Genomic DNA, 18909 nt, shown 5'->3' with positions numbered 1-18909 from the left:
AGGCTCCTTTTGCGTGATGCCGACGTTCAAGTGTGTATGCGACTGTGAGCTTAGATCAGGGTTCCTTATCTGCATGGAGGATCCCATACTCCAATGGTTCCCATGCGGACTAAATGCACATGCTTAAAACCCTCGCGGTGGCCAATTACCGCTCGATCAATAAATTGGTGGTGCCCCTGGACCGGCTGAACCTGGTGACCGGGCCCAATGGCAGCGGCAAGTCCAACCTGTATCGCGCCCTGCGCCTGTTGGCCGAAACCGCCCAGGGCGGGGTGATCAATGCGCTGGCCCGTGAAGGCGGGCTGGGTTCGACCTTCTGGGCCGGGCCGGAAAACATCAGCCGGCGCATGCGCAATGGCGAAGTACCGGTGGAAGCCGCGGTCGCCCAAGGCGTCAAACGCTTGCGCCTGGGCTTTGCCGGGGAGGACTTCAGCTACGCCATTTCCCTGGGATTGCCGGAACCCTCCGAGTCGTTTTTCAGCCTCGACCCAGAGGTAAAGAAGGAATGCATCTGGGCCGGCCAAGTCTACCGCCCGGCCAGCCTGTTGGTGCAGCGCTCCGGGCCGATGGTGCGTGCCCGCGAAGGCCGTGCCTGGGATGTGCTGGCGCAACACACACCGAACTACCACAGCCTGTTCGATCAGGTCGGCAGCCTGCGCGGCTCGCCGGAAGTGCTGCTGCTGCGCGAAAGCATTCGTGGCTGGCGTTTTTACGATCACTTTCGCAGCGACGTGGACGCGCCAGTGCGCCAGCCACAGTTGGGCACACGAACGCCGGTGTTGCACCACGATGGCCGCGATTTGGCGGCCGCGTTGCAGACCATCCGAGAGATTGGCGATCCCGAAGCGCTGCAACGTGCAGTCAGCGATGCGTTCCCCGGAGCGCGCTTGAATATCCAGCCCTTGCAGGGCGGACGCTTTGCCATCGAGTTCTATCAGGAAGGCTTGCTGCGCCCGTTGTCGGCGGCGGAACTGTCCGACGGCACCCTGCGCTACCTGCTGCTGATCGCCGCGCTGCTGACGCCACGGCCACCGACCATGATGGTGCTGAACGAACCGGAGACCAGCTTGCATCCGGACCTGTTGCCGGCATTGGCGCGCTTGATTATCCAGGCGTCGAAGCAGTGCCAGGTGTGGGTGGTGTCCCATGCCAGCCGGTTGATTGCGGCGTTGCAGCAGGATGAGGGGTGTAATTCGATTGTGTTGGAGAAGGTGATGGGGGAAACGCGGATGGTGGGGCAGGGGATTCTGGATGCGCCGGCGTGGCATTGGCCGGAGTAGGAGCGAGCTTGCTCGCGAAAAACGTCAACGATAACGCAGCGTTATCTGGCAGCCCGCGTTGCCTGTGCGTTCTTCGCGAGCAAGCTCGCTCCTACAAGGACGTGATCAATCAGCCCTGCCACTTTCCGCCTTCAACAATCACACTCTCAGGCTTGGTGTCATCGCTCAGCTCTTTACGCACATATTGGTCATACAGCTTGAGCAGGAACTTCTCCTCCCCCAACTTCGCCAGCTCGGCATTCACCCAGTCGCGCAGTTCGGTATTGCCCTTCTTCACCGCCGGGGCAATCGGTGCTTCATCGCCCAGCTTCTCTTCCAGCACGCGGTAGCCTGGGTTCTGCTTGGCCCAGCTGAACAGCACCAGGTTGTCTTGCGCGTAGGCATCCCCACGGCCAGCCGACAGCGCCTGCAGCGACTCGGAGTTCTTCTCGAACTTGAGCAGTTTCCAGTCCGGGTGGTTCTTGGTCAGCCAGATGTCGGCGGTGGTGCCGGTGGTGACGATGGTGGTGCGGGTTGCCAGGTCATCCAGGCTTTTGACTGCGCTGTCGTTGGGCACCAGGGCCTGGACCGCGACTTTCAGGTTGGGGTTGGTGAAGTCCACCGCTTCCTTGCGCTCAGGGGTCACGGTCATGTTGGCCAGGATCAGGTCGACCTTGTCACTTTGCAGGAAAGGAATGCGGCTGGCCGGTTCCACGGCAACAAATTCCACCTTGTTTTCATCGCCCAGCAGGTCCTTGGCGAATTGACGGCCAATGTCGGTATCGAAGCCGACATAACGACCCGCTTCATCCACAAAGCCGAATGGCGGCTTGTCGGTAAACACGCCGACAATCAGCTTGTCCCGCGCTTTGATTTTGTCGATGTAGCTCACAGCCGCGGGTTTTACCGGCTCTTCGGTCGTTTTATCGCAGCCGGCCAGCAAGGCGACGGCAAACAGTGGCAGCAGTAACTTTTTCATATCAGCTCCAGTTCCTTGATCTTTTTGGGCAGTGTTGAAACAAAGGAGAACTTCTCCAGGAACTGCTGCGCGCGTGCGGTTTGCGGGTTCGTAAAGAATGCCTCGGGGGTGTTGTGTTCGAGGATGCGACCGGCCTCCATGAACACCACGCGGTCGGCGACGGCGCGGGCGAAGGCCATTTCGTGGGTGACGATCAGCAAGGTCATGCCATCGCGGGCCAGGCCCTGGATCACATCCAGCACTTCCTTGACCATCTCCGGGTCGAGAGCGGCGGTGACTTCGTCAAACAGCATGACCTGAGGGTTCATGCACAACGAGCGGACGATGGCGATGCGTTGTTGCTGGCCGCCGGAGAGTTGGCGTGGGAAGGCGTCGCGCTTGTCGGCCAGGCCCACTCGCTCCAGTAAGTTTTGCGCCTGCTCACGGGCCTCGCGGGAGTCGCGCTTTTGTACTTTGAGCGGTCCGAGCAGGATGTTGTCGAGCACGCTCATATGCGGGAACAGGTGGTAGCTCTGGAACACCATGCCAATGTCCTGGCGTACCTGGCGCCAGTCGGTGGTTCTATCCAGCAGCTCAAAACCTGCAAACCGCAGACTGCCGCTGTGTGCCACTTCCAACCCGTTCAAACAACGCAGCAAGGTGCTTTTGCCACAGCCGCTGGGGCCGAGGATCACCACCACTTCGCCGCGCTGCACGCTCAGGTCGATGCCCTTGAGCACCTGCGCCTCGCCGAAGAATTTGTTGAAACCCTGGAACTCGATCAATGCGCTCATGCTTGGGCCCAGCGCCGTTCCAGCACCTTGGAGGCGGCTGACAACGGGTAGCAGATAAAGAAGAAAAACAGGAACAGCGCACCGTAGATCAATACCGACTCATAGGTGCGCTCGATGATTTGCTGGCCGACCTTGATCACATCCACCACGCCGATCAGCACCGCCAGGGAGCTGGTCTTGATGATGCGCGTGTACACGTTGATGGTCGGCGGCGTCATGCGCTTGAGGGCCTGGGGCAGCAGTACATAGCCGTACAACTGTGGGCCGGACAGGCCAATCGACAGGCCGGCCTCGCGCTGGCCACGGGGCAGCGAATGCAACGCGCCACGCACCACTTCGCCCACCTCGCTGGCGCCCCACAACGACAGCACCAGCACCGCGCACCAGAAACTCGGGATGCTCAGGCCGAAGAAGATCGGCACGCCAAAAAACAGCAGGTACAACCACACCAGCACCGGAATGGCGCGGAACAGTTCCAGGTAGACCCGCAACACGCCGTTGATCGCCTTGTTATTCAAAGTGCGCAGCACGCCGTAGAGCACGCCGCCAACCGTACTGAAGGCGATGCTCAAAAACGAAATCGACAGGGTTTGCGCAGCGCCCTTGCCCAGTTGCGGCAACGACACCCAGAGCAACTCAAGACCCGAACTGGCCATGTTGGAGCCTCCTTTCCAGGCGGCTGAGCAACAGCGACAACGGCAGGAACAGCAGCACGCAAATCAGCGTCAGCACAGCGAGCATTTCGTAGGTCTTGTAGTAGAGGGCGATGTAGCTCTTGGTGGTGTAGAGAATTTCCGGCACCGCCACCGCCGACACCACGGTGGTTTCCTTGAGCAGGAAAATGAAATTGGCGAACAGCGCCGGCAGGCTGAGGATGCCGGCCTGGGGCAGAATCACGTGACGCAGCAGTTGCCAGTCGGACAGGCCAATGGACTTGCCCGACTCGATTTGCGCCAGCGGCACCGCTTCCACACCGGCGCGCAGCACCTCGGTGAGGTAGGCGCCGCCCAGAAAGGTCATGGTGATGATCGCCGCCCAGAACCCGGAAATATTGAAACCCAGGGCCGGCAGCGCGAAGTAGACGAAGAACAGTTGGATCAACAGCGGCGTGTTACGCGCCAGCTCCACATAGAGCGCCACCAGGCGCGACAGGTAAGGCGTGCGAAACACCAGCAGCGCAGCGTTGATCAGCGCCACCAGCAAGGACGTGGCAATGGCGATCAGGCCGACTTGCAGCGTCACACCCACGGCCTTGAGGAACGCCGGCAGCGTGCTGAGAATAAAAGCGAAATCGAAGGTCATGTGCAGTCCATATCGCCGCATGGGTAATGCCGCGAGCGCAGTCCGTTCCGACGTGGATAACGTCGGGTAGCGCGAACTTTAAAGGTATAAAAATCAAAATTTAAATACCAAAATAGCATATTGATATCACCCAAAAACCTAACCCCTGTGGGAGCTGGCTTGTATTTCAGATAAAAAAACGCCGACGCTGTAGTAGCCGTCGGCGTTGAAACCTTGAAGGGGGTTTTGGCTTACATCAGAACGCTGGCACCACCGCGCCGTTGTACTTCTTCTCGATGAAAGCTTTGACTTCCGGGCTGGTCAGGGCCTTGGCCAACTTCTGGATAGCATCGCTGTCCTTGTTGTCCGGGCGTGCCACCAGGAAGTTCACGTATGGCGACTTGGCGTCTTCGATGATCAGCGCATCCTTGGCCGGGTTCAGGCCAGCTTCCAGGGCGTAGTTGGTGTTGATCAGGTCCAGGTCAACCTGGTCCAGCACCCGTGGCAACAGGGCCGATTCCAGCTCTTTGAACTTCAGATTCTTCGGGTTGCTGGCGATGTCTTTCGGCGTGGCCAGGGCGTTGGTCGGGTCTTTGAGGGTGATCACACCGGCCTTTTGCAGCAGCAGCAGGGCGCGGCCGCTGTTGGAGCCTTCGTTCGGGATCGCCACGATGGCGCCGTCTTTCAGGTCTTCGATCTTCTTGATCTTTTTCGAGTAGCCGCCGAAGGGCTCGACATGCACACCCACCACGGTAATCAAGTTGGTGCCCTTACCCTTGTTGAAGTTTTCCAGGTACGGCAGGGTCTGGAAGTAGTTGGCGTCCAGGCGTTTCTCAGCGACTTGCACGTTCGGCTGTACGTAGTCGGTAAAGACTTTGATCTGCAGGTCCACGCCTTCCTTGGCCAGGGTTGGCTTGATCAGCTCGAGGATTTCAGCGTGCGGGACCGGCGTAGCGGCCACTACCAGCTTCTCGTTGGCCTGGGCAAAGCCAGCAGTCAGGGCAGCCGCCAGCGCGGTAAACAACAGAACCTTTTTCATGCAATGTCCTTCTAACGACCGTTTTTATGTGAGGTGCCAGCGAAGTGCTATCGCGGCGTGGAAAGGACAATACCTAGATTTTTTATTCCCGAACAATATCTTTTCTTCACGTTGATATTCCATTTTGCTCATACAGGAATTTACGCACCGATTCCTGCTCGGCCGGGCTGGCGCTGGCCAAAATTCGTCGCACTTGCTCCAGCGGCGAACCCGCCACCGGCAAGTTCAAATGCTCGGGCAAGATTTCATCGCCGCTGCTCACCAGCAAAGCAAAGTGAATGACGTTTTCCAATTCACGGGTATTGCCCGGCCACGAGTGCTGTTCCAGCAGCTGCTGGGCGGCGTCGCTGATCAGTGGCACCGGCAGGTCCAGGCGCTGGCTGTAGATGCCGAGGAAATATTCGGCCAGGGACAAGATATCCCCCACCCGCTCGCGCAACGCCGGCAGGTCCAGCCGGCCCTCACTCAAATAATGGAACAGACGCTCGTGAAACTTGCCCACGGCCACGGCCTGGGCCAGGTCGATGCTGGTGGCGGCCACCAGGCGCACATCCACCGGGCTGGGCTGGTGGGCACCGACGCGGGTGACTTCGTGGTTTTCCAGGGCTGCGAGCAATTTCACCTGGATCGGCAGCGGCAAGTCGCCAATCTCATCCAGGTACAAAGTGCCGCCATTGGCCGAGCCAAACCAACCCGCGCGGCTGCTCGCCGCGCCACTGTGACTGCCGGCGGCATAGCCGAACAACTCGGCATCGGCATAGGTGGGGCTGATGGCGCCACAGTTGACCGAGACAAACAGGCCAGTACGGTCACTGCCACGGTGGATGTGCCGCGCCAGCAATTCTTTACCGCTGCCGGTTTCTCCTCGAATCAATACGGGTAAGGCGCGCGGCGCAAGGCTTTCCAACTCTTCACGCAGTTGGCGTGAGCGTGGGTCGACGAACACCAGCGCCTTGGCGCGGATGCTCAACGGGCTTTTTTCAGCATCGGGAAAGGTCAGCAGCGGCTGGCCGAAGGTTTCATGCAGACTCATGTCAGGCTCCCGCCCCAATCCACGCAGGGACGGGGCGTTGAAAAATATTAGGCGCTGCGCCGAGCGTGGTGCTCGAGCCGATGTTGCAGGCGATAGAGGTAAGCAAACCCTTGCTCCCAGCGCCGGTGGCCGGACTTCACATTGATATGCCCGGCGCCCGACAGGATGCCGGCTTCGGCGCCCCACTGACGCGCCAGTTCCAGAGCCCTGGGGGCACTTACGGCACTGTCGTTGTCGGAGCTGACCACCTGGCTGGGGAATGGCAATAAATCGGTGGGAATCGGCGCGAAGTTACGCAAGGCGGGCGCACACGCAGGGCGCTCGACATCCGCCGGCGCCACCAGCAACGCGCCGCGTACCTGCCGCAAAAAATGCACGGGGGCGGTGGCCGCCCAGTGGGCCACGGTGATGCAACCCAGGCTATGGGCGATCAGGATGACCGGCGTGCTGTCGGCAGCGATGGCCTCGGCCAGTGCGGCTACCCAGTCCTCGCGACGCGGTGTCAGCCAGTCGGCCTGCTCGACCCGTGCGCTGTTGGGCAAGCTGTTCTGCCAATGGGTTTGCCAATGATCTTCTGGCGATCCTTGCCAGCCCGGCACGATCAGATAACGAATCGACTCGCTGTGCATGGGTGTGCCCTCCTGCAGCGTTTAGCGTTGCTGACCAGTATAGGGACGAGGGTTATATTCGTTAAGGAATAAGAAGCTATTTATTAATAACCAAAAAACCAACTCTATCGAATATCAAACTGTGGGAGCGGGCTTGCTCGCGAATGCGGTCTTTCAGTAGCAGATAGGTTGACTGATACACCGTATTCGCGAGCAAGCCCGCTCCCACAGGGTTGTTGGGGTGCCACCTCAATCGCAGGCAAAAAAAAGGCCGCACCCTGCCAAGGAAAGCGGCCCGAAAACTGTCGAGTCTTTTTGAAACTAACGTGCGGTGATCACCGACAACTTGATAATGCCCGCACGCTCAATCGACGCCATGGCTCGTGCCACTTCGCCGTAGTTCACCCCATCGTCAGCCTGCAGTTGCACCCGCACATCGGGGTCCTTGGCCTTCGCCGCCTGCAGGTTGAACTCCAGCAAATCCGGCTGAATTTCGTCCTTGTTGATAAACAATTTGCCGGCGCCATCGATGCTCACCACCAGTGGATCCTTCTGCTCAACCGGCGCCACGGCCTGGGTCTTGGGAAGGTTGATCGGGATCGAGTTGGTCAACAGCGGCGCGGTGACGATAAACACCACCAGCAGCACCAGCATCACGTCCACCAACGGCGTGACGTTGATCTCGCTCAGCACCTCATCACTGTCTTGCGTAGAGAAGGCCATTCAGGACGCCTCCTTCACTTTCTGCGGGCTGCCGGCGCTGGCCTTGGCCAACGTCGGGTGCAGCAGCACGCGGAACGCGTTTTTCTGCGCCAGGCTGTAGAAGTCGTGGGCAAAGTCATCCAGGTCCGCCGCCGTCAGTTTCAGGCGGCGCAGAAAGTAGTTGTAGACCAGCACCGCAGGCACCGCGACGGCGATCCCCACGCCGGTCGCGACCAACGCCGCACCGATCGGCCCTGCCACCGTTTCCAGGCTGGCGGACCCGGCGGCGCTGATCCCCTTCAGTGCTTCCATGATCCCCCACACGGTGCCAAACAGGCCGATAAACGGCGAGGTGCTGCCGATACTGGCGACCACGGCCAGGCCGGTTTCCAGGGAGCGACGTTCACGCACGATTTGCTGGCGCAGGGCGCGTTCGAGGCGGTCCTGGTGATTGATCGCCTGGCTCAGATCTGCAGCGTGGGCGGTATCGCCCACCTGGATCGCGGCATAGCCAGCCTGGGCTACACGGGCGGCGGCGCCAGGCTGGGTTTCGGCGAGTTCGGCGGCCGAGTCGAGGCTCGATGCCGCCCAGAACTGTGTGTGAAACCTGCGATCCTGGGCCTTGAGGCGTCCGAACTGCACGCCCTTGAGCAAGGCCAGGCCCCAGGTGGCGACCGAAAAGGCCACCAGCAGCCAGATCACCGCGCTTTCGATGGATTCAAGTGGAGATGCCAATGCCATGATGTTTTCCCTCTGCGCCGCTGAATAATTAATGAATCTTGAAGTCGATGGGCACGCTCACCCAGCCGTTCTGGGCCACATCGCCCTGCTTGGCCGGCACGAAACTCCAGCGCTTCACCGCCGCCAATGCCGCGTCATCCAACTGCTGGCGACCGCTGCTTTTTTGCACCTGGATCTCACCCGGTTTACCGCTGGCCAGCACCTGCACCCGCAGCAACACCGTGCCTTCCCAGCCGCGACGCTGAGCCAGTGATGGGTATTCCGGCGCAGGGTTCTTCAGGTACGCGGCGTTGGCCGAAGCAGGCGTCACCGGCGCGGGCGCCGCAGGTACAGGCGCAGCGGGTGGCGCGGGTGTCGGCGCCGCAAGCGGTGGCTCGACGGCTTTGGGGACCGGCTTGGGTTCAGGTTTAGGCACGGGCTTGGGCTTGGGTTTCGCAATGGGCTTGGGCGGCGCCGGCTTGGCCGCCAACTCATCCACCACCGGCGGCGGTGGCTCGACCACAGGCGGAGGCGGTGGTGGCGGTACCGGCGGAGGCGGTTCAACCACCGGCGGCGCCGGCTGGGAAAATTCGATGGTCATCGGTGGGATTTCCGGCGGCACAATCGGCAGCACCGGGGTGGGTTTCTGGCTCACCCAATAGATCACTGCACCGTGCAGCGCCAACACCAGCAACCCGAGCAAAATCCCTTCGCGGCGGCTGGAAAAACGCTTCGGGGTTTTCTGCAGGCGCAATTGACCCAACGGCGCGCGATGCGGCCGGCCAAGGTCGACCAACTCACCACTCGGTGCCTGGCGCCACTGCGCCTCGGGTGCACTGGCGGCGGTCTGGACATTGCCCATTGATTCACTCCCTGCGGTTTTGAAAAACCGACGGGGCCTACGTGAAGGCCCGTCGAGGGCTGAATCATCGGGGCCAGACACTTATCTCTTAAAGTAATCTTTATAGTTATATATAGAACAAAAATGCATAACCGAAACAGCCGATCACGCCAAAGCCACGTGGTGCGTGGCCTGGCTTCAAGCCGTCGTTTTTCAATGCCTTAAAGGCATACAAAATATTCAGCAAAGGTATGGCTCAGTGCGGGTTTCCACTGCACAAGGCCAGCAATTCATCCAGCAAACTCTGGCCCGCTGCGCCCAAACCACTGCGGCCATACAGGGCCAATCGCACGCCATGAACAGGTGGCAAGCCACTCTCTGGGCCGAGTATTCGATGGCCCGGTTGCAACACCCGTTCCGGCAATAAACTGATGCCCAAGCCTGCCGCCACCGCCGAACACACACTGGCCAGGCTGGCGCTGGAGTAGCCGATGCGCCAACGCCAACCGGCGCGCTCAAGATGGTGAAGCATGTCGTTGCGGTACAGGCCGCCTACCGGAAAGGCAACCAGCGGCAGCGGGTCGCGGCCCAGGGCCGGGGTGCTCAGGCTGTCGACCCAATACAAGGGCTCCGGCCACGATGCCACGCAGTCGTCGCTGTCGCCCATTTGCTTGACCAGCAACACGTCGAACTCACCGCCCCGGTACTGGCGCTGCAGTTCAGGCCCCAGCCCGCTGGTGACTTCCAGTCGCACCCGTGGATAAGCCACGACAAACGCCGAAAGCAGCGGCATCAGGCGCTCGGCAGCAAAGTCCTCCGGCACGCCGAGGCGCAACACGCCGTCGCTTTGCTGGTTGATCAGCACATCGGCGGCTTCTTCGTGCAGCGCGAGGATGCGGCGCGCATACGCGAGCAGGCGCTCACCCTCGGCGGTTGCCACTACCCGGCGCTGGTCGCGGTCGAGTAACTGACACGCCACTGCGTCTTCCAGGCGGCGGATCTGTTGGCTGACGGTGGACTGGGTCAAGTGCAGGCGCTCGGCGGCGCGGGTGAAATTGCCGCAGTCCACCACGGCGACAAAGCTGCGCAACAACACGGGATCGAACAACGTCATCACCATTTCGTTTGCCACTGGTTGGCATGTTTATATTTAATTTCAGCATACCTTGCTGGCTGACCATACTTCACCTTCCATCGCATCCGGGGGCCTTGTATGACCAACGATCAACCACACCTGCAACGTGCTATTGCCTTGGCCCGCGCCAACGTCGCCCAAGGTGGCCGCCCCTTCGGCGCGGTGCTGACGCGCAACGATGAGGTGCTGGTGGAAGCCGTGAACGAGATCCACCTGACGCAGGATCCCACCGCCCACGCCGAGCTGCTGGCGATCCGCGCAGCGAGCCGACTACTGGGTGCACGCTTGGAAGGGTGCGTGATCTATGCCAGCGGACAGCCTTGCCCAATGTGCTTGAGCGCCATGTACCTGTGCGGTGTAGAACGCGTAGTGTTTGCCGCCAGCAACGAAATGGCCGAGCCGTTCGGCCTGTCCACCGCAGCCATTGGCCAACAGGTCGGCCTGCCTATCGGCGCGCAACGCCTGCCCATCCAGCACCTGCCCGATGCCGCAATGACTGCGCTGTATCATCAGTGGAAAACCCTGCATGACCCTGAATAAATCCCTCGCCGGTTGGGGCCTGCTGGTGGTGCTCGGCCTGAACCTGCGCCCCATCCTCAGCTCCATCAGCCCGCTGCTCGGCGAAATTCGCCAGGCCACCGGCCTGAGCTTTCAGAGCAGCGCCCTGCTCACCAGCCTGCCGGTGATCTGCATGGGGTTGGTGGCACTGGTGGGCGTACGCGTGGAGGCGCGCTTGGGCGAGCGTCGCGGCATCGCCCTGGGCTTGTTGATGATTCTGCTGGCGTGCCTGGCGCGCTGGCTGATGGGCCAGGCCTCGGCACTGCTGGTCACCGCGCTGCTCGGCGGCGCAGGCGTGGCGCTGATCCAGGCGTTGGTGCCGGCGATGATCAAGCGCCAATTCCGTCACCGCGTGCCGGTGGCGATGGGCGTGTATTCGGCTTCGCTGATGGCCGGCGGCGGGCTGGCGGCGCTGCTCAGCCCGGTGGTGGCCACGCACTTCCAGCAATGGCAGGCAGGCCTGGGGGTGTGGCTCCTGCCGGCGCTGGGAGCGTTGCTGCTGTGGGCCTGGCTGCCGCTGGGCGCCGCACGCAATCCACAGCAGGCGCCTGCGTTCAAAGGGTTGCGCAACCGCCGCGCCTGGCTACTGGCGCTGTATTTCGGCCTGGTCAATTGCGGCTACATGAGCATGGTCGCGTGGCTGCCCGCCTACTATCAGCAACTGGGCTGGGGCGTGCTGCTCAGCGGGTCGTTGCTGGCGTTCATGACCATCTTCCAGGTGATCGCCGCATTGCTGATGCCCGTGCTGGCACAGCGCGGCATTGACCGGCGCCCATTGCTCAGCATCAGCCTGCTGGCGCAAACCATCGGCTACCTCGGCCTGATCATTGCGCCGCAGGAATATCCCCACCTGTGGGTGGCCTTGTGCGGCTTCGGCCTGGGCGCCTGTTTCGCCCTGAGCCTGCTGCTGACCCTCGATCACCATCGCGACCCACGCCAAGCCGGGCAACTGGCGGCGTTCGTGCAAGGCGTGGGCTTTTTGATCAATGCAATTTCGCCGTGGCTGACCGGCTGGCTGCGCGAGCTTACCGGCAACTTTGTCAGTGCCTGGGTGGTGCTGACGATAACGGTGGTGGTGATGCTGCTGGTGACGCGGCTGTTCAGCCCGGCCACCTATCGCACCGACCTAGAAGTCGTAGCGCCCAGTCACGCCTAGGGTGCGCGGCGTGCCCAGCAGGCCCTCGTAACCGCCGTTACCGCCGGTCCACAGGGTGGTGTAGTAGGTTTTGTCGAAGGCGTTCTTCAGCCACAGCGACACATCCCACTGCCCCTGGTCATAGTCGCCGCGCAAACCGGTAGACAGGTTGACCACCGCATACGCCGGGATCTGCCCGTAGTCAGAATCCTCTACCGTGCCCACCGCCTTGGAACGGAACGCGTAGCTGGCGGTGACGTAGGGTTCAAAGCCGTTCGCCAGGTTCCACTTGTACTCGCCGTTGGCGTTGGCGATCCACTTGGACGCGCCCACCACCTGATGGCCGCTCAAGTCGCAGGACGCCGGGGCACCGGGACGCAAGCTGGTTTCAGGCGGGCATGGCGCATCCTTGTAAGACAGGTACGTCACGTCATTGAAGGAGCCGTTGATATTCAGGGTCAGGCCCTTGATCGGCACAAGGGTGCTTTCCACTTCCACGCCCCGCGAGCGCACCGAGCCGGCGTTGGTCAGGTACTGCACGCGGTTGTCCTGGTCGTAGGCGTTGGTCTGGTAGCCGTTGACCTGGGTCCAGAACAGGTTGGCATTGAGCTGCAGGCGGCGGTCCCACAGCGTGCTCTTGAAGCCCAGCTCGGCGTTGTTGGCGCGCTCGGTGCCGATCAGCAACGAGTCGGCTCCGGCTGTCGGCGCAGAGCCCACCGCCAGGTTCACACCGCCGGACTTCTCGCCATGGGACAGCGTCGCGTAGCCCAGCAGGTTTTCATTGAAGTGATAACTGAGGTTGAGCAGCCCCGACGGCGTGGCGCTGTATTGCGACAGGTCGCCCGAGTCATAGGCCCCGGTACGCCCACGCCGCGCCGTGGCGGCGGCCCCGCTGACCGCCGCGCCACCGACTGGCGCATTGCGCGTGACCCAGGCGCTTTTCTCTTCGTAGGTGCCGCGCAGGCCGGCGGTGAAATCCAGGCGCTCGGTCAGGTGCCAGGTGCCTTGGGCGAACAGCGCGAAGCTGTCGGTGCGGATATGCCCGTTGCCCACGCTGCTCACATTGCTCAACGCACCGGCAGGCGTGCCGTTCCAGATATCGGCCTTGGGCCCGTAGTAGGCAAAGGATTTGTTATCCAGGTCGGAGCCGAAGTAGTAGGCGCCGAGCACGTAATCGAAGAAACCACCGCTGGGCGACGCCAGGCGAAATTCCTGGGACCACTGCTTATCTTCCACCGAAACCCCGGCGTTATACGACGCCGGTACGTTGAGGCCGTCATCGTTGCGCGGGGTGAAATTCCACCAGCGGTAAGAACTCACCGAGGTCAGGGTGAAGTCGCTGGGCAGCGTCCAGTTGGCTTCCAGCGACGTACCGCCCTGGAACACCGTGACGTGCTGGTCGTTGTCCAGGTTGACCTTGCGATGGGTGCCGTCCACCAAGGTTGCGCCCGCCGCGTTGGCCCGGGATTGATACAGGTTGGTGCCATTGATGGTCGGCCCGGTGCTGTACAGCACGCGGGTGCCGGCGCTGGAGTCTTCTTCGTTGTAGTCGCCGATCCAGCGCAGGTTGAATGCCTCGCTGGGCTTGTACAACAGTTGCCCGCGAAAGCCCTGGCGTGAACCGCCGTTCAGATCATGGCCGTCGTGTTCATTCTTGATGTCGCCGTCGCTGCGCGTGCGATAGGCCGAGAAACGCCCCGCCAGCTCATCGGTCAGGGGGCCGGAAATCGTGCCTTTGGTCTGGAAATAACCGTCCTCGCCCAGGGAGGTCTCGATGCTGCGCTCCGGGGTGAAGCTCGGCGCACGGGTGCTGATATTGATCACGCCAGCGGTGGTGTTCTTGCCGAACAACGTGCCCTGGGGGCCGCGCAAAACCTCAAGCTGCTCAATGTCCATCAGGTCGAACACCGCCATGCCCGGGCGCCCGAGGTAGACGTTGTCGATATACAGCCCCACGCTGCCTTCCAGGCCGTCGCTGGCCGGGTTGTTGCCCAGGCCGCGGATCGACACGCTGGACTGGCGCGCATGCATATAGGCGACGTTGACGCTGGGCACCAGTTGCTGCAAATCCTGGATGCGGTACACCCGCTGGGTTTCCAGGGCCTGGCCGCCGACCACGCTCATGGGCGTCGGCACAGCCTGGGCACTTTCGGTCCGCCGCCGGGCAGTCACCGTCACGGTTTCCAGTTGGCCACTGGCGCGCTCGCCCTCGCCGGCAGGTGCGGATGTTTCAGCGGCCTGGGCCGGCGACCAACTGGTGCTGCCGGCCACCAACATCGCCAGGGGCAAGGACTTGAACAGACTCATAAGCGGCTCCAAAACCCCGGAATATTCGTCGCCTTATATTCCCAAAGGTTATTTATTTAGGTTTTTACGAATATTTACTGCATAAGAGATAGCCTTTATAAGGAGTCGACCTAATGCATAGCCAATGCATTTCCCGGATATTTTTGATGTGAAAAATGCATATCGACCTGCGCCAGCTTCGCCACTTCATCGCCCTTGCCGAGCAACGCAGTTTTGTCGCGGCAGCCTTGGCCGTGAACCTGTCGCAGTCGGCGTTCAGTCGCAGCATCCAGGCCCTGGAACACAGCGCCGGCTGCCAACTGGTGGACCGTGGGCGCAAAGACCTGGCGCCCACCAAACAAGGCCAGGTACTGCTCGAACATGCACGGCGCCTGGTCAGCGGCGCCCAGCAATTGGCCAACGAGATCAGCCAGTTCAACGGCCTGGAAGCCGGTGAACTGCGTTTCGGTTGCGGCCCGGCGCCGGCAGGAGGGCTGATCCCCCGCGCCATCGGCAGTTTTATCGGGCGCTACCCCAAGGCCCGTGTGCAGTTCCAGGTGGACGACTGGCAAAGCCTGGGCAAGCGCCTGCTCAGCGAAGAGTTCGAATTCTTCGTCGCCGACACCCGCCACTTCGAAGCCCACCCCGACTACCACACCTTCCGCCTGCGCCCACGCCGTTGGTATTTTTGCTGCCGCGCCGGGCACCCCCTGGCCGGGCGCGAAAGCATCCGTGCCGACGAGCTGATGCGTTATCCGCTGGCGGTCACCATCCGCCCGCCGAACCTGCGCAAGGTCATCGTCGACCTCAGCGGCAGGCCGGATTACCAACCCAATGTGGAATGCGAAAACGGTTACAGCCTGATGGGCGTGGTGCTGCGCTCGGACGCCATCGGCATCGTCAGCGCCAACAGCGACGTGCTGCACATGGCGCGGGGCGAGCTGGTGTGTTTGCAGATTGAAGGGCTGGATGAAAACCTGGAGGAGCGATACACCCGCTACGGGATCGTCAGCCGTGCGGGGTATCGGTTGTCGCCGTTGGCGCAGGCGATGATTGAGCAGATCAAGCAGATTGATGCCTTGGATGAAGAGGTGTATGCGCTGGAGAATGTCGCCGTTTGAACTGGCCCTTTCGCGAGCAAGCCCGCTCCCACATCTGGAATGCATTCCCCTGTGGGAACTGGCTTGCCTGCGATGACCATAGGTATCTACACAACTCTGAAGCGCTCAACGGTAACCACGATGCGAAGCGAGCCGCTCTTGATCTGCTCTTGATCTTGATCTCAGGCGCCCCGTTAAACCACGCTGGCCGGAATTCGACAGGGATTTGGGGGGTAAACCGGCAGGGATGCCGGTTTAGCCGCCCCGCGCCATGGATGGCGCGTGGCGGCGGCCCCCCAAATCACTGGCGGATTACGGGCACACCGAGCCTAAGCGAGGTGCCGAGTGGTGGGGCAAGAGCGTTTTGCTTACTTTTGTCTGGGCCGGCATTCCGGCTTTTCAAAAGTGAGCCGCCGTCAGGGCGGAACCCTAGGTGGCCGTTACCTAAATAACGGATATGTACGCGGTCTGATCCAACATCCTGGTCGGCTGTAAGGCCGCCTTCGCGAGCAAGCCCGCTCCCACAGTTGGATCGCGGGACGTCAGATAGATGTGGGTCGGCTGTCAGGCCGTCACGGGAGCAAGCTCCCTCGCCACAGGTCCAGCGTCGCGCCGAAGTTGTGTAGATACCTATGCTGCGATGACGCCAGCAGCCACCCCCATGCATTCACTGCATAAAATCCAGACCTCAAATGCACTTGCCAGCCCCCCCTGCGAACGGCGAAAAAACCCACCTGTCCTCCGTTCGGTAAATTCCCATGTCTGACCCCAAACCCGTGCGCAACGTGCTCTACATCATGTGCGACCAACTGCGCCGCGACTACCTGTCCTGCTACGGCCATGCCCATTTGCATACGCCGAATATCGACCGCCTGGCCGCCGCTGGTGTGCGTTTCAGTCGGGCCTATACACAGGGCACCATCTGCGGCCCGTCGCGCATGTCGGCCTACACCGGGCGCTATGTCAGCAGCCATCAGGTGGCATGGAATGCGGTGCCGCTGCCGCTGGAAGAGCTGACGATTGGCGACTACCTGCGCCCTCACGGCATCCGCACCGCCCTGGTGGGCAAGACCCACGCCACGCCGAACCTTGAGGCCTTGCAGCGCCTGCAGATCGACCCCGACAGTGCCCAGGCCGAGACGCTCAATGAAGTCGGCTTCGACGCGTATCTGCGTCACGACGGCATCTACCCCGACAGCCCGCTGTTTGACGATAAGCGCGAGTCCGCGCCCTACACCCAGTACTTGCGCGATCACGGCTACGGCGGCCGCAACCCGTGGCACGAATGGGCCAACGCCGCCGAAGGTGAGAACGGCGAAGTGCTCAGCGGCTGGCATATGCGCAACGCCGGCAAACCCGCACGGGTGGCCGAAGAACATTCAGAGACCGTCTACACCACCGACCGCGCCATCGACTTTATCGACGAACAAGGTGAACAGCCTTGGTGCCTGCACCTGTCGTATATCAAGCCGCACTGGCCCTACATCGCGCCGGCGCCTTATCACGCGCTGTACGGTACCGAACATGTGCAGGCGCCGATTCAACCTGAGCACACCAACGATCACCCGGTGTATCAGGCATTTCGCCAACACCAGGAGAGCGTGAACTTTTCCCGTGACGAGGTGCGCCTCACGGTGATTCCGACCTACATGGGCCTGATCAAACAGATCGACGATCAACTCGGTCGGCTGTTCGACTTTCTGCAAAGCGCTGGCCGCTGGGACGACACGCTGATCGTGTTCACCAGCGACCACGGCGACTTCCTCGGCGATCATTTCCTCGGTGAAAAAGAATTCTTGCTGGAGCCTGCGGTGGGTATTCCGTTGATCGTGCGCGACCCGCGTGCCAGCGCCGATGTCAGCCGCGGCACCGTGGACGAGCGTCTGGTGGAAACCATCGACGCCCTGCCCACCTTCCTCGACGCCTTGGGCTTGCCCGCCGCCGACCATCGCCTGGAAGGTCGCTCATTGATTCCATTGCTGCAGGGCGCACAACCCACCTGGCGCCGCTATGCCATTGCCGAATACGACTACGCCTTCCAGGCCCCCGCTCGCGAGCGCCTGGAGCAACCCATCGACCGTTGCCGCATGACCATGGTGCGCAGCGAGCGCTGGAAGTACCTGGCGTACGACGGCTTTCGCCCGCAACTGTTCGACCTGGAAAACGATCCGCAGGAACTGCACGATCTGGGCAGCGATCCGGCCTATGCCCAGGTGCGCGAGACCCACCTGAGTTATCTGTTCGACTGGCTGCGCGGGTTGAAGCGGCGTACCACCATCAGCCACACGGAGGTTGAGGTGCGCGGGCAATGGTTTCGTTATGGTGAGCCAGAGGCAGAGAAAGTAGTGAAGATCGGAGTCTGGTAAACGCCACAAATCAAATGTGGGAGCGGGCTTGCTCGCGAATGCGCAGTGTCAGTCGACGTATTCATCAACTGACCCACTGCATTCGCGAGCAAGCCCGCTCCCACATTTTTAATCCTCACCCGGCTTAAAGACCTTTAGTGGTTTTGCTTGATTGCCCCTGCACCCCCACCGGCACATCCCCCTTGAGCGTAACCCGGCGCACGATGCGCTCCTGGGTGCCATAGTCGTCCACCGCGTAATGCTGGGTGGCACGGTTATCCCAGATCGCCACGTCACCGGTGTTCCAGCGCCAGCGCACGGTGTTTTCCAGGCGGGTGACATGGCCTTGCAGCAGGTTGAACAGCTGCGCCGACTCTGCCTGGGAGTAGCCTTTCAGACGTTTGACGAAGTGCCCCAACAGCAGGGTTTTCTCACCGCTGACCGGATGCACGCGCACCACCGGGTGTTCGGTTTCGTACACCGTGGAAGTGAAGACTTTGCGGTATTCCTCCAGCTTCTCCACCGCCACATCCGGCTTGCGGGCGGCATAGTCGTATTCGTTGCTGTGCACCGCCCACAGGTGGTCAGCCAGTGCGCGCAGCTCCACGCTGAGGTCGTTGTAGGCAGCGGCTGTGTTGGCCCATACGGTGTCGCCGCCGGACGCAGGCGCCAGCACCGAACGCAGGATCGAGGCCTTAGGGTAGGCATCGACGAACGTCACGTCGGTGTGCCAGGAATTGGCGCGCTGGCCACGGGTGCCATCCAACTCCATCAGGAACCGCGTGCCGTCCCGCACCGGCACCGTGGGGTGGGCGATGGGCTCGCCGAGCAGGTGAGCAAAGGCTTCCTGGCTCTGGTCATCGAGATGGGTTTGTTCGCGGAAGAAGATCACCTTGTACTGCACCAGCGCCTGCTGAATGGCCTCGACGGTGGCGGCATCCAGCTCACCGGACAGTTTGATGCCACGGATTTCGGCGCCGATCCGCCCGGCTACCGGGTGAATATCGAGTGGTTGGGCGATGGGTTGAACGGCTAATGCGGCGTTGCTCATTGTGATGACCCTCATGTGCCTGCGAAACGGTGGGGGGACGCTTCCAGCAACGCTCTATCCATAT

The 18909-nt window shown here is 61.6% G+C and carries 18 protein-coding genes; 5 read left to right on the top strand and 13 right to left on the bottom strand.

All coding sequences use genetic code 11. From position 1 onward, the window contains the following. Positions 1–119: 119 nt before the first annotated feature. Positions 120–1280 (top strand): AAA family ATPase, encoded by a 1161-nt coding sequence (locus BUE92_RS14555; protein ID WP_073525021.1) that lies wholly within the window; start codon positions 120–122, stop codon positions 1278–1280. 109 nt (positions 1281–1389) lie between these two features. On the opposite strand, the gene BUE92_RS14550 is transcribed toward BUE92_RS14555, so the two are convergent. The 11 genes from BUE92_RS14550 to BUE92_RS14500 all read right to left on the bottom strand — a co-directional run bounded on the left by BUE92_RS14550 (position 1390) and on the right by BUE92_RS14500 (position 10343). Then, complete coding sequence (locus BUE92_RS14550) at positions 1390–2238, bottom strand: transporter substrate-binding domain-containing protein (protein ID WP_073524520.1); 849 nt, start codon at positions 2236–2238, stop codon at positions 1390–1392. Then, positions 2235–3011: an amino acid ABC transporter ATP-binding protein gene (locus BUE92_RS14545; RefSeq protein WP_073524519.1), complete on the bottom strand. Its 777-nt coding sequence runs from the start codon at positions 3009–3011 to the stop codon at positions 2235–2237. Before BUE92_RS14545 ends, BUE92_RS14550 begins: the two co-directional genes overlap by 4 nt. Next, complete coding sequence (locus BUE92_RS14540) at positions 3008–3667, bottom strand: amino acid ABC transporter permease (protein ID WP_034125471.1); 660 nt, start codon at positions 3665–3667, stop codon at positions 3008–3010. The genes BUE92_RS14545 and BUE92_RS14540 overlap by 4 nt, the downstream gene beginning before the upstream one ends. Then, positions 3648–4313, bottom strand: a complete 666-nt coding sequence (locus BUE92_RS14535) for an amino acid ABC transporter permease (protein WP_003187615.1) — start codon at positions 4311–4313, stop codon at positions 3648–3650. The genes BUE92_RS14540 and BUE92_RS14535 overlap by 20 nt, the downstream gene beginning before the upstream one ends. Positions 4314–4548: 235 nt before the next feature. Beyond that, the gene (locus BUE92_RS14530) at positions 4549–5331 is read right to left on the bottom strand and encodes a MetQ/NlpA family ABC transporter substrate-binding protein (protein WP_073524518.1); all 783 of its coding nucleotides are present in this window, start codon (positions 5329–5331) and stop codon (positions 4549–4551) included. A gap of 106 nt (positions 5332–5437) precedes the next feature. Next, positions 5438–6364, bottom strand: a complete 927-nt coding sequence (locus BUE92_RS14525; protein ID WP_073524516.1) for a sigma 54-interacting transcriptional regulator — start codon at positions 6362–6364, stop codon at positions 5438–5440. Positions 6365–6411: 47 nt separating this feature from the next. Further along, positions 6412–6993 carry an alpha/beta hydrolase gene (locus tag BUE92_RS14520; RefSeq protein ID WP_034125468.1) on the bottom strand — a complete coding sequence of 194 codons (582 nt, stop codon included), beginning with the start codon at positions 6991–6993 and terminating at the stop codon, positions 6412–6414. 300 nt (positions 6994–7293) lie between these two features. Next, on the bottom strand, positions 7294–7695 hold the full coding sequence (locus BUE92_RS14515) for an ExbD/TolR family protein (RefSeq protein WP_073524514.1): 402 nt from the start codon (positions 7693–7695) through the stop codon (positions 7294–7296). Next, positions 7696–8418: a MotA/TolQ/ExbB proton channel family protein gene (locus BUE92_RS14510; protein WP_143169984.1), complete on the bottom strand. Its 723-nt coding sequence runs from the start codon at positions 8416–8418 to the stop codon at positions 7696–7698. 25 nt (positions 8419–8443) lie between these two features. Next, positions 8444–9256, bottom strand: coding sequence for an energy transducer TonB (locus BUE92_RS14505; RefSeq protein WP_073524509.1), 813 nt, complete (start codon positions 9254–9256; stop codon positions 8444–8446). 235 nt (positions 9257–9491) lie between these two features. Beyond that, positions 9492–10343, bottom strand: a complete 852-nt coding sequence (locus BUE92_RS14500) for a LysR family transcriptional regulator (RefSeq protein ID WP_054920352.1) — start codon at positions 10341–10343, stop codon at positions 9492–9494. A 105-nt stretch (positions 10344–10448) separates the two neighbouring features. Here BUE92_RS14500 and BUE92_RS14495 point away from each other — a divergent pair, with 105 nt between their 5' ends. After that, positions 10449–10910, top strand: a complete 462-nt coding sequence (locus tag BUE92_RS14495; RefSeq protein ID WP_073524507.1) for a nucleoside deaminase — start codon at positions 10449–10451, stop codon at positions 10908–10910. Next, positions 10897–12084 carry a CynX/NimT family MFS transporter gene (locus tag BUE92_RS14490; RefSeq protein ID WP_073524505.1) on the top strand — a complete coding sequence of 396 codons (1188 nt, stop codon included), beginning with the start codon at positions 10897–10899 and terminating at the stop codon, positions 12082–12084. Before BUE92_RS14495 ends, BUE92_RS14490 begins: the two co-directional genes overlap by 14 nt. Here the strand turns inward: BUE92_RS14490 and BUE92_RS14485 are convergent. Next, positions 12055–14370: a TonB-dependent receptor gene (locus BUE92_RS14485; RefSeq protein WP_073524502.1), complete on the bottom strand. Its 2316-nt coding sequence runs from the start codon at positions 14368–14370 to the stop codon at positions 12055–12057. The two genes, BUE92_RS14490 and BUE92_RS14485, sit on opposite strands and share 30 nt — an antisense overlap. Before the next feature lie 155 nt (positions 14371–14525). Between BUE92_RS14485 and BUE92_RS14480 the strand changes: the two genes are divergently transcribed. Beyond that, complete coding sequence (locus tag BUE92_RS14480) at positions 14526–15470, top strand: LysR family transcriptional regulator (RefSeq protein ID WP_073524500.1); 945 nt, start codon at positions 14526–14528, stop codon at positions 15468–15470. Positions 15471–16207: 737 nt separating this feature from the next. Then, on the top strand, positions 16208–17815 hold the full coding sequence (locus BUE92_RS14470) for an alkaline phosphatase family protein (RefSeq protein ID WP_073524498.1): 1608 nt from the start codon (positions 16208–16210) through the stop codon (positions 17813–17815). 124 nt (positions 17816–17939) lie between these two features. Here the strand turns inward: BUE92_RS14470 and BUE92_RS14465 are convergent, their stop codons facing one another. Continuing rightward, entirely contained in the window at positions 17940–18845 is a 906-nt protein-coding gene (locus BUE92_RS14465; RefSeq protein ID WP_072434701.1) for a TauD/TfdA dioxygenase family protein, read from the bottom strand. Positions 18846–18909 lie beyond the last annotated feature (64 nt).

The organism is Pseudomonas fluorescens (assembly GCF_001902145.1).
Taxonomy (GTDB): domain Bacteria; phylum Pseudomonadota; class Gammaproteobacteria; order Pseudomonadales; family Pseudomonadaceae; genus Aquipseudomonas; species Aquipseudomonas fluorescens_BV.
Note: the sequence above shows the minus strand (reverse complement) of the source record. Positions and strands in the feature narration are given on the sequence as shown.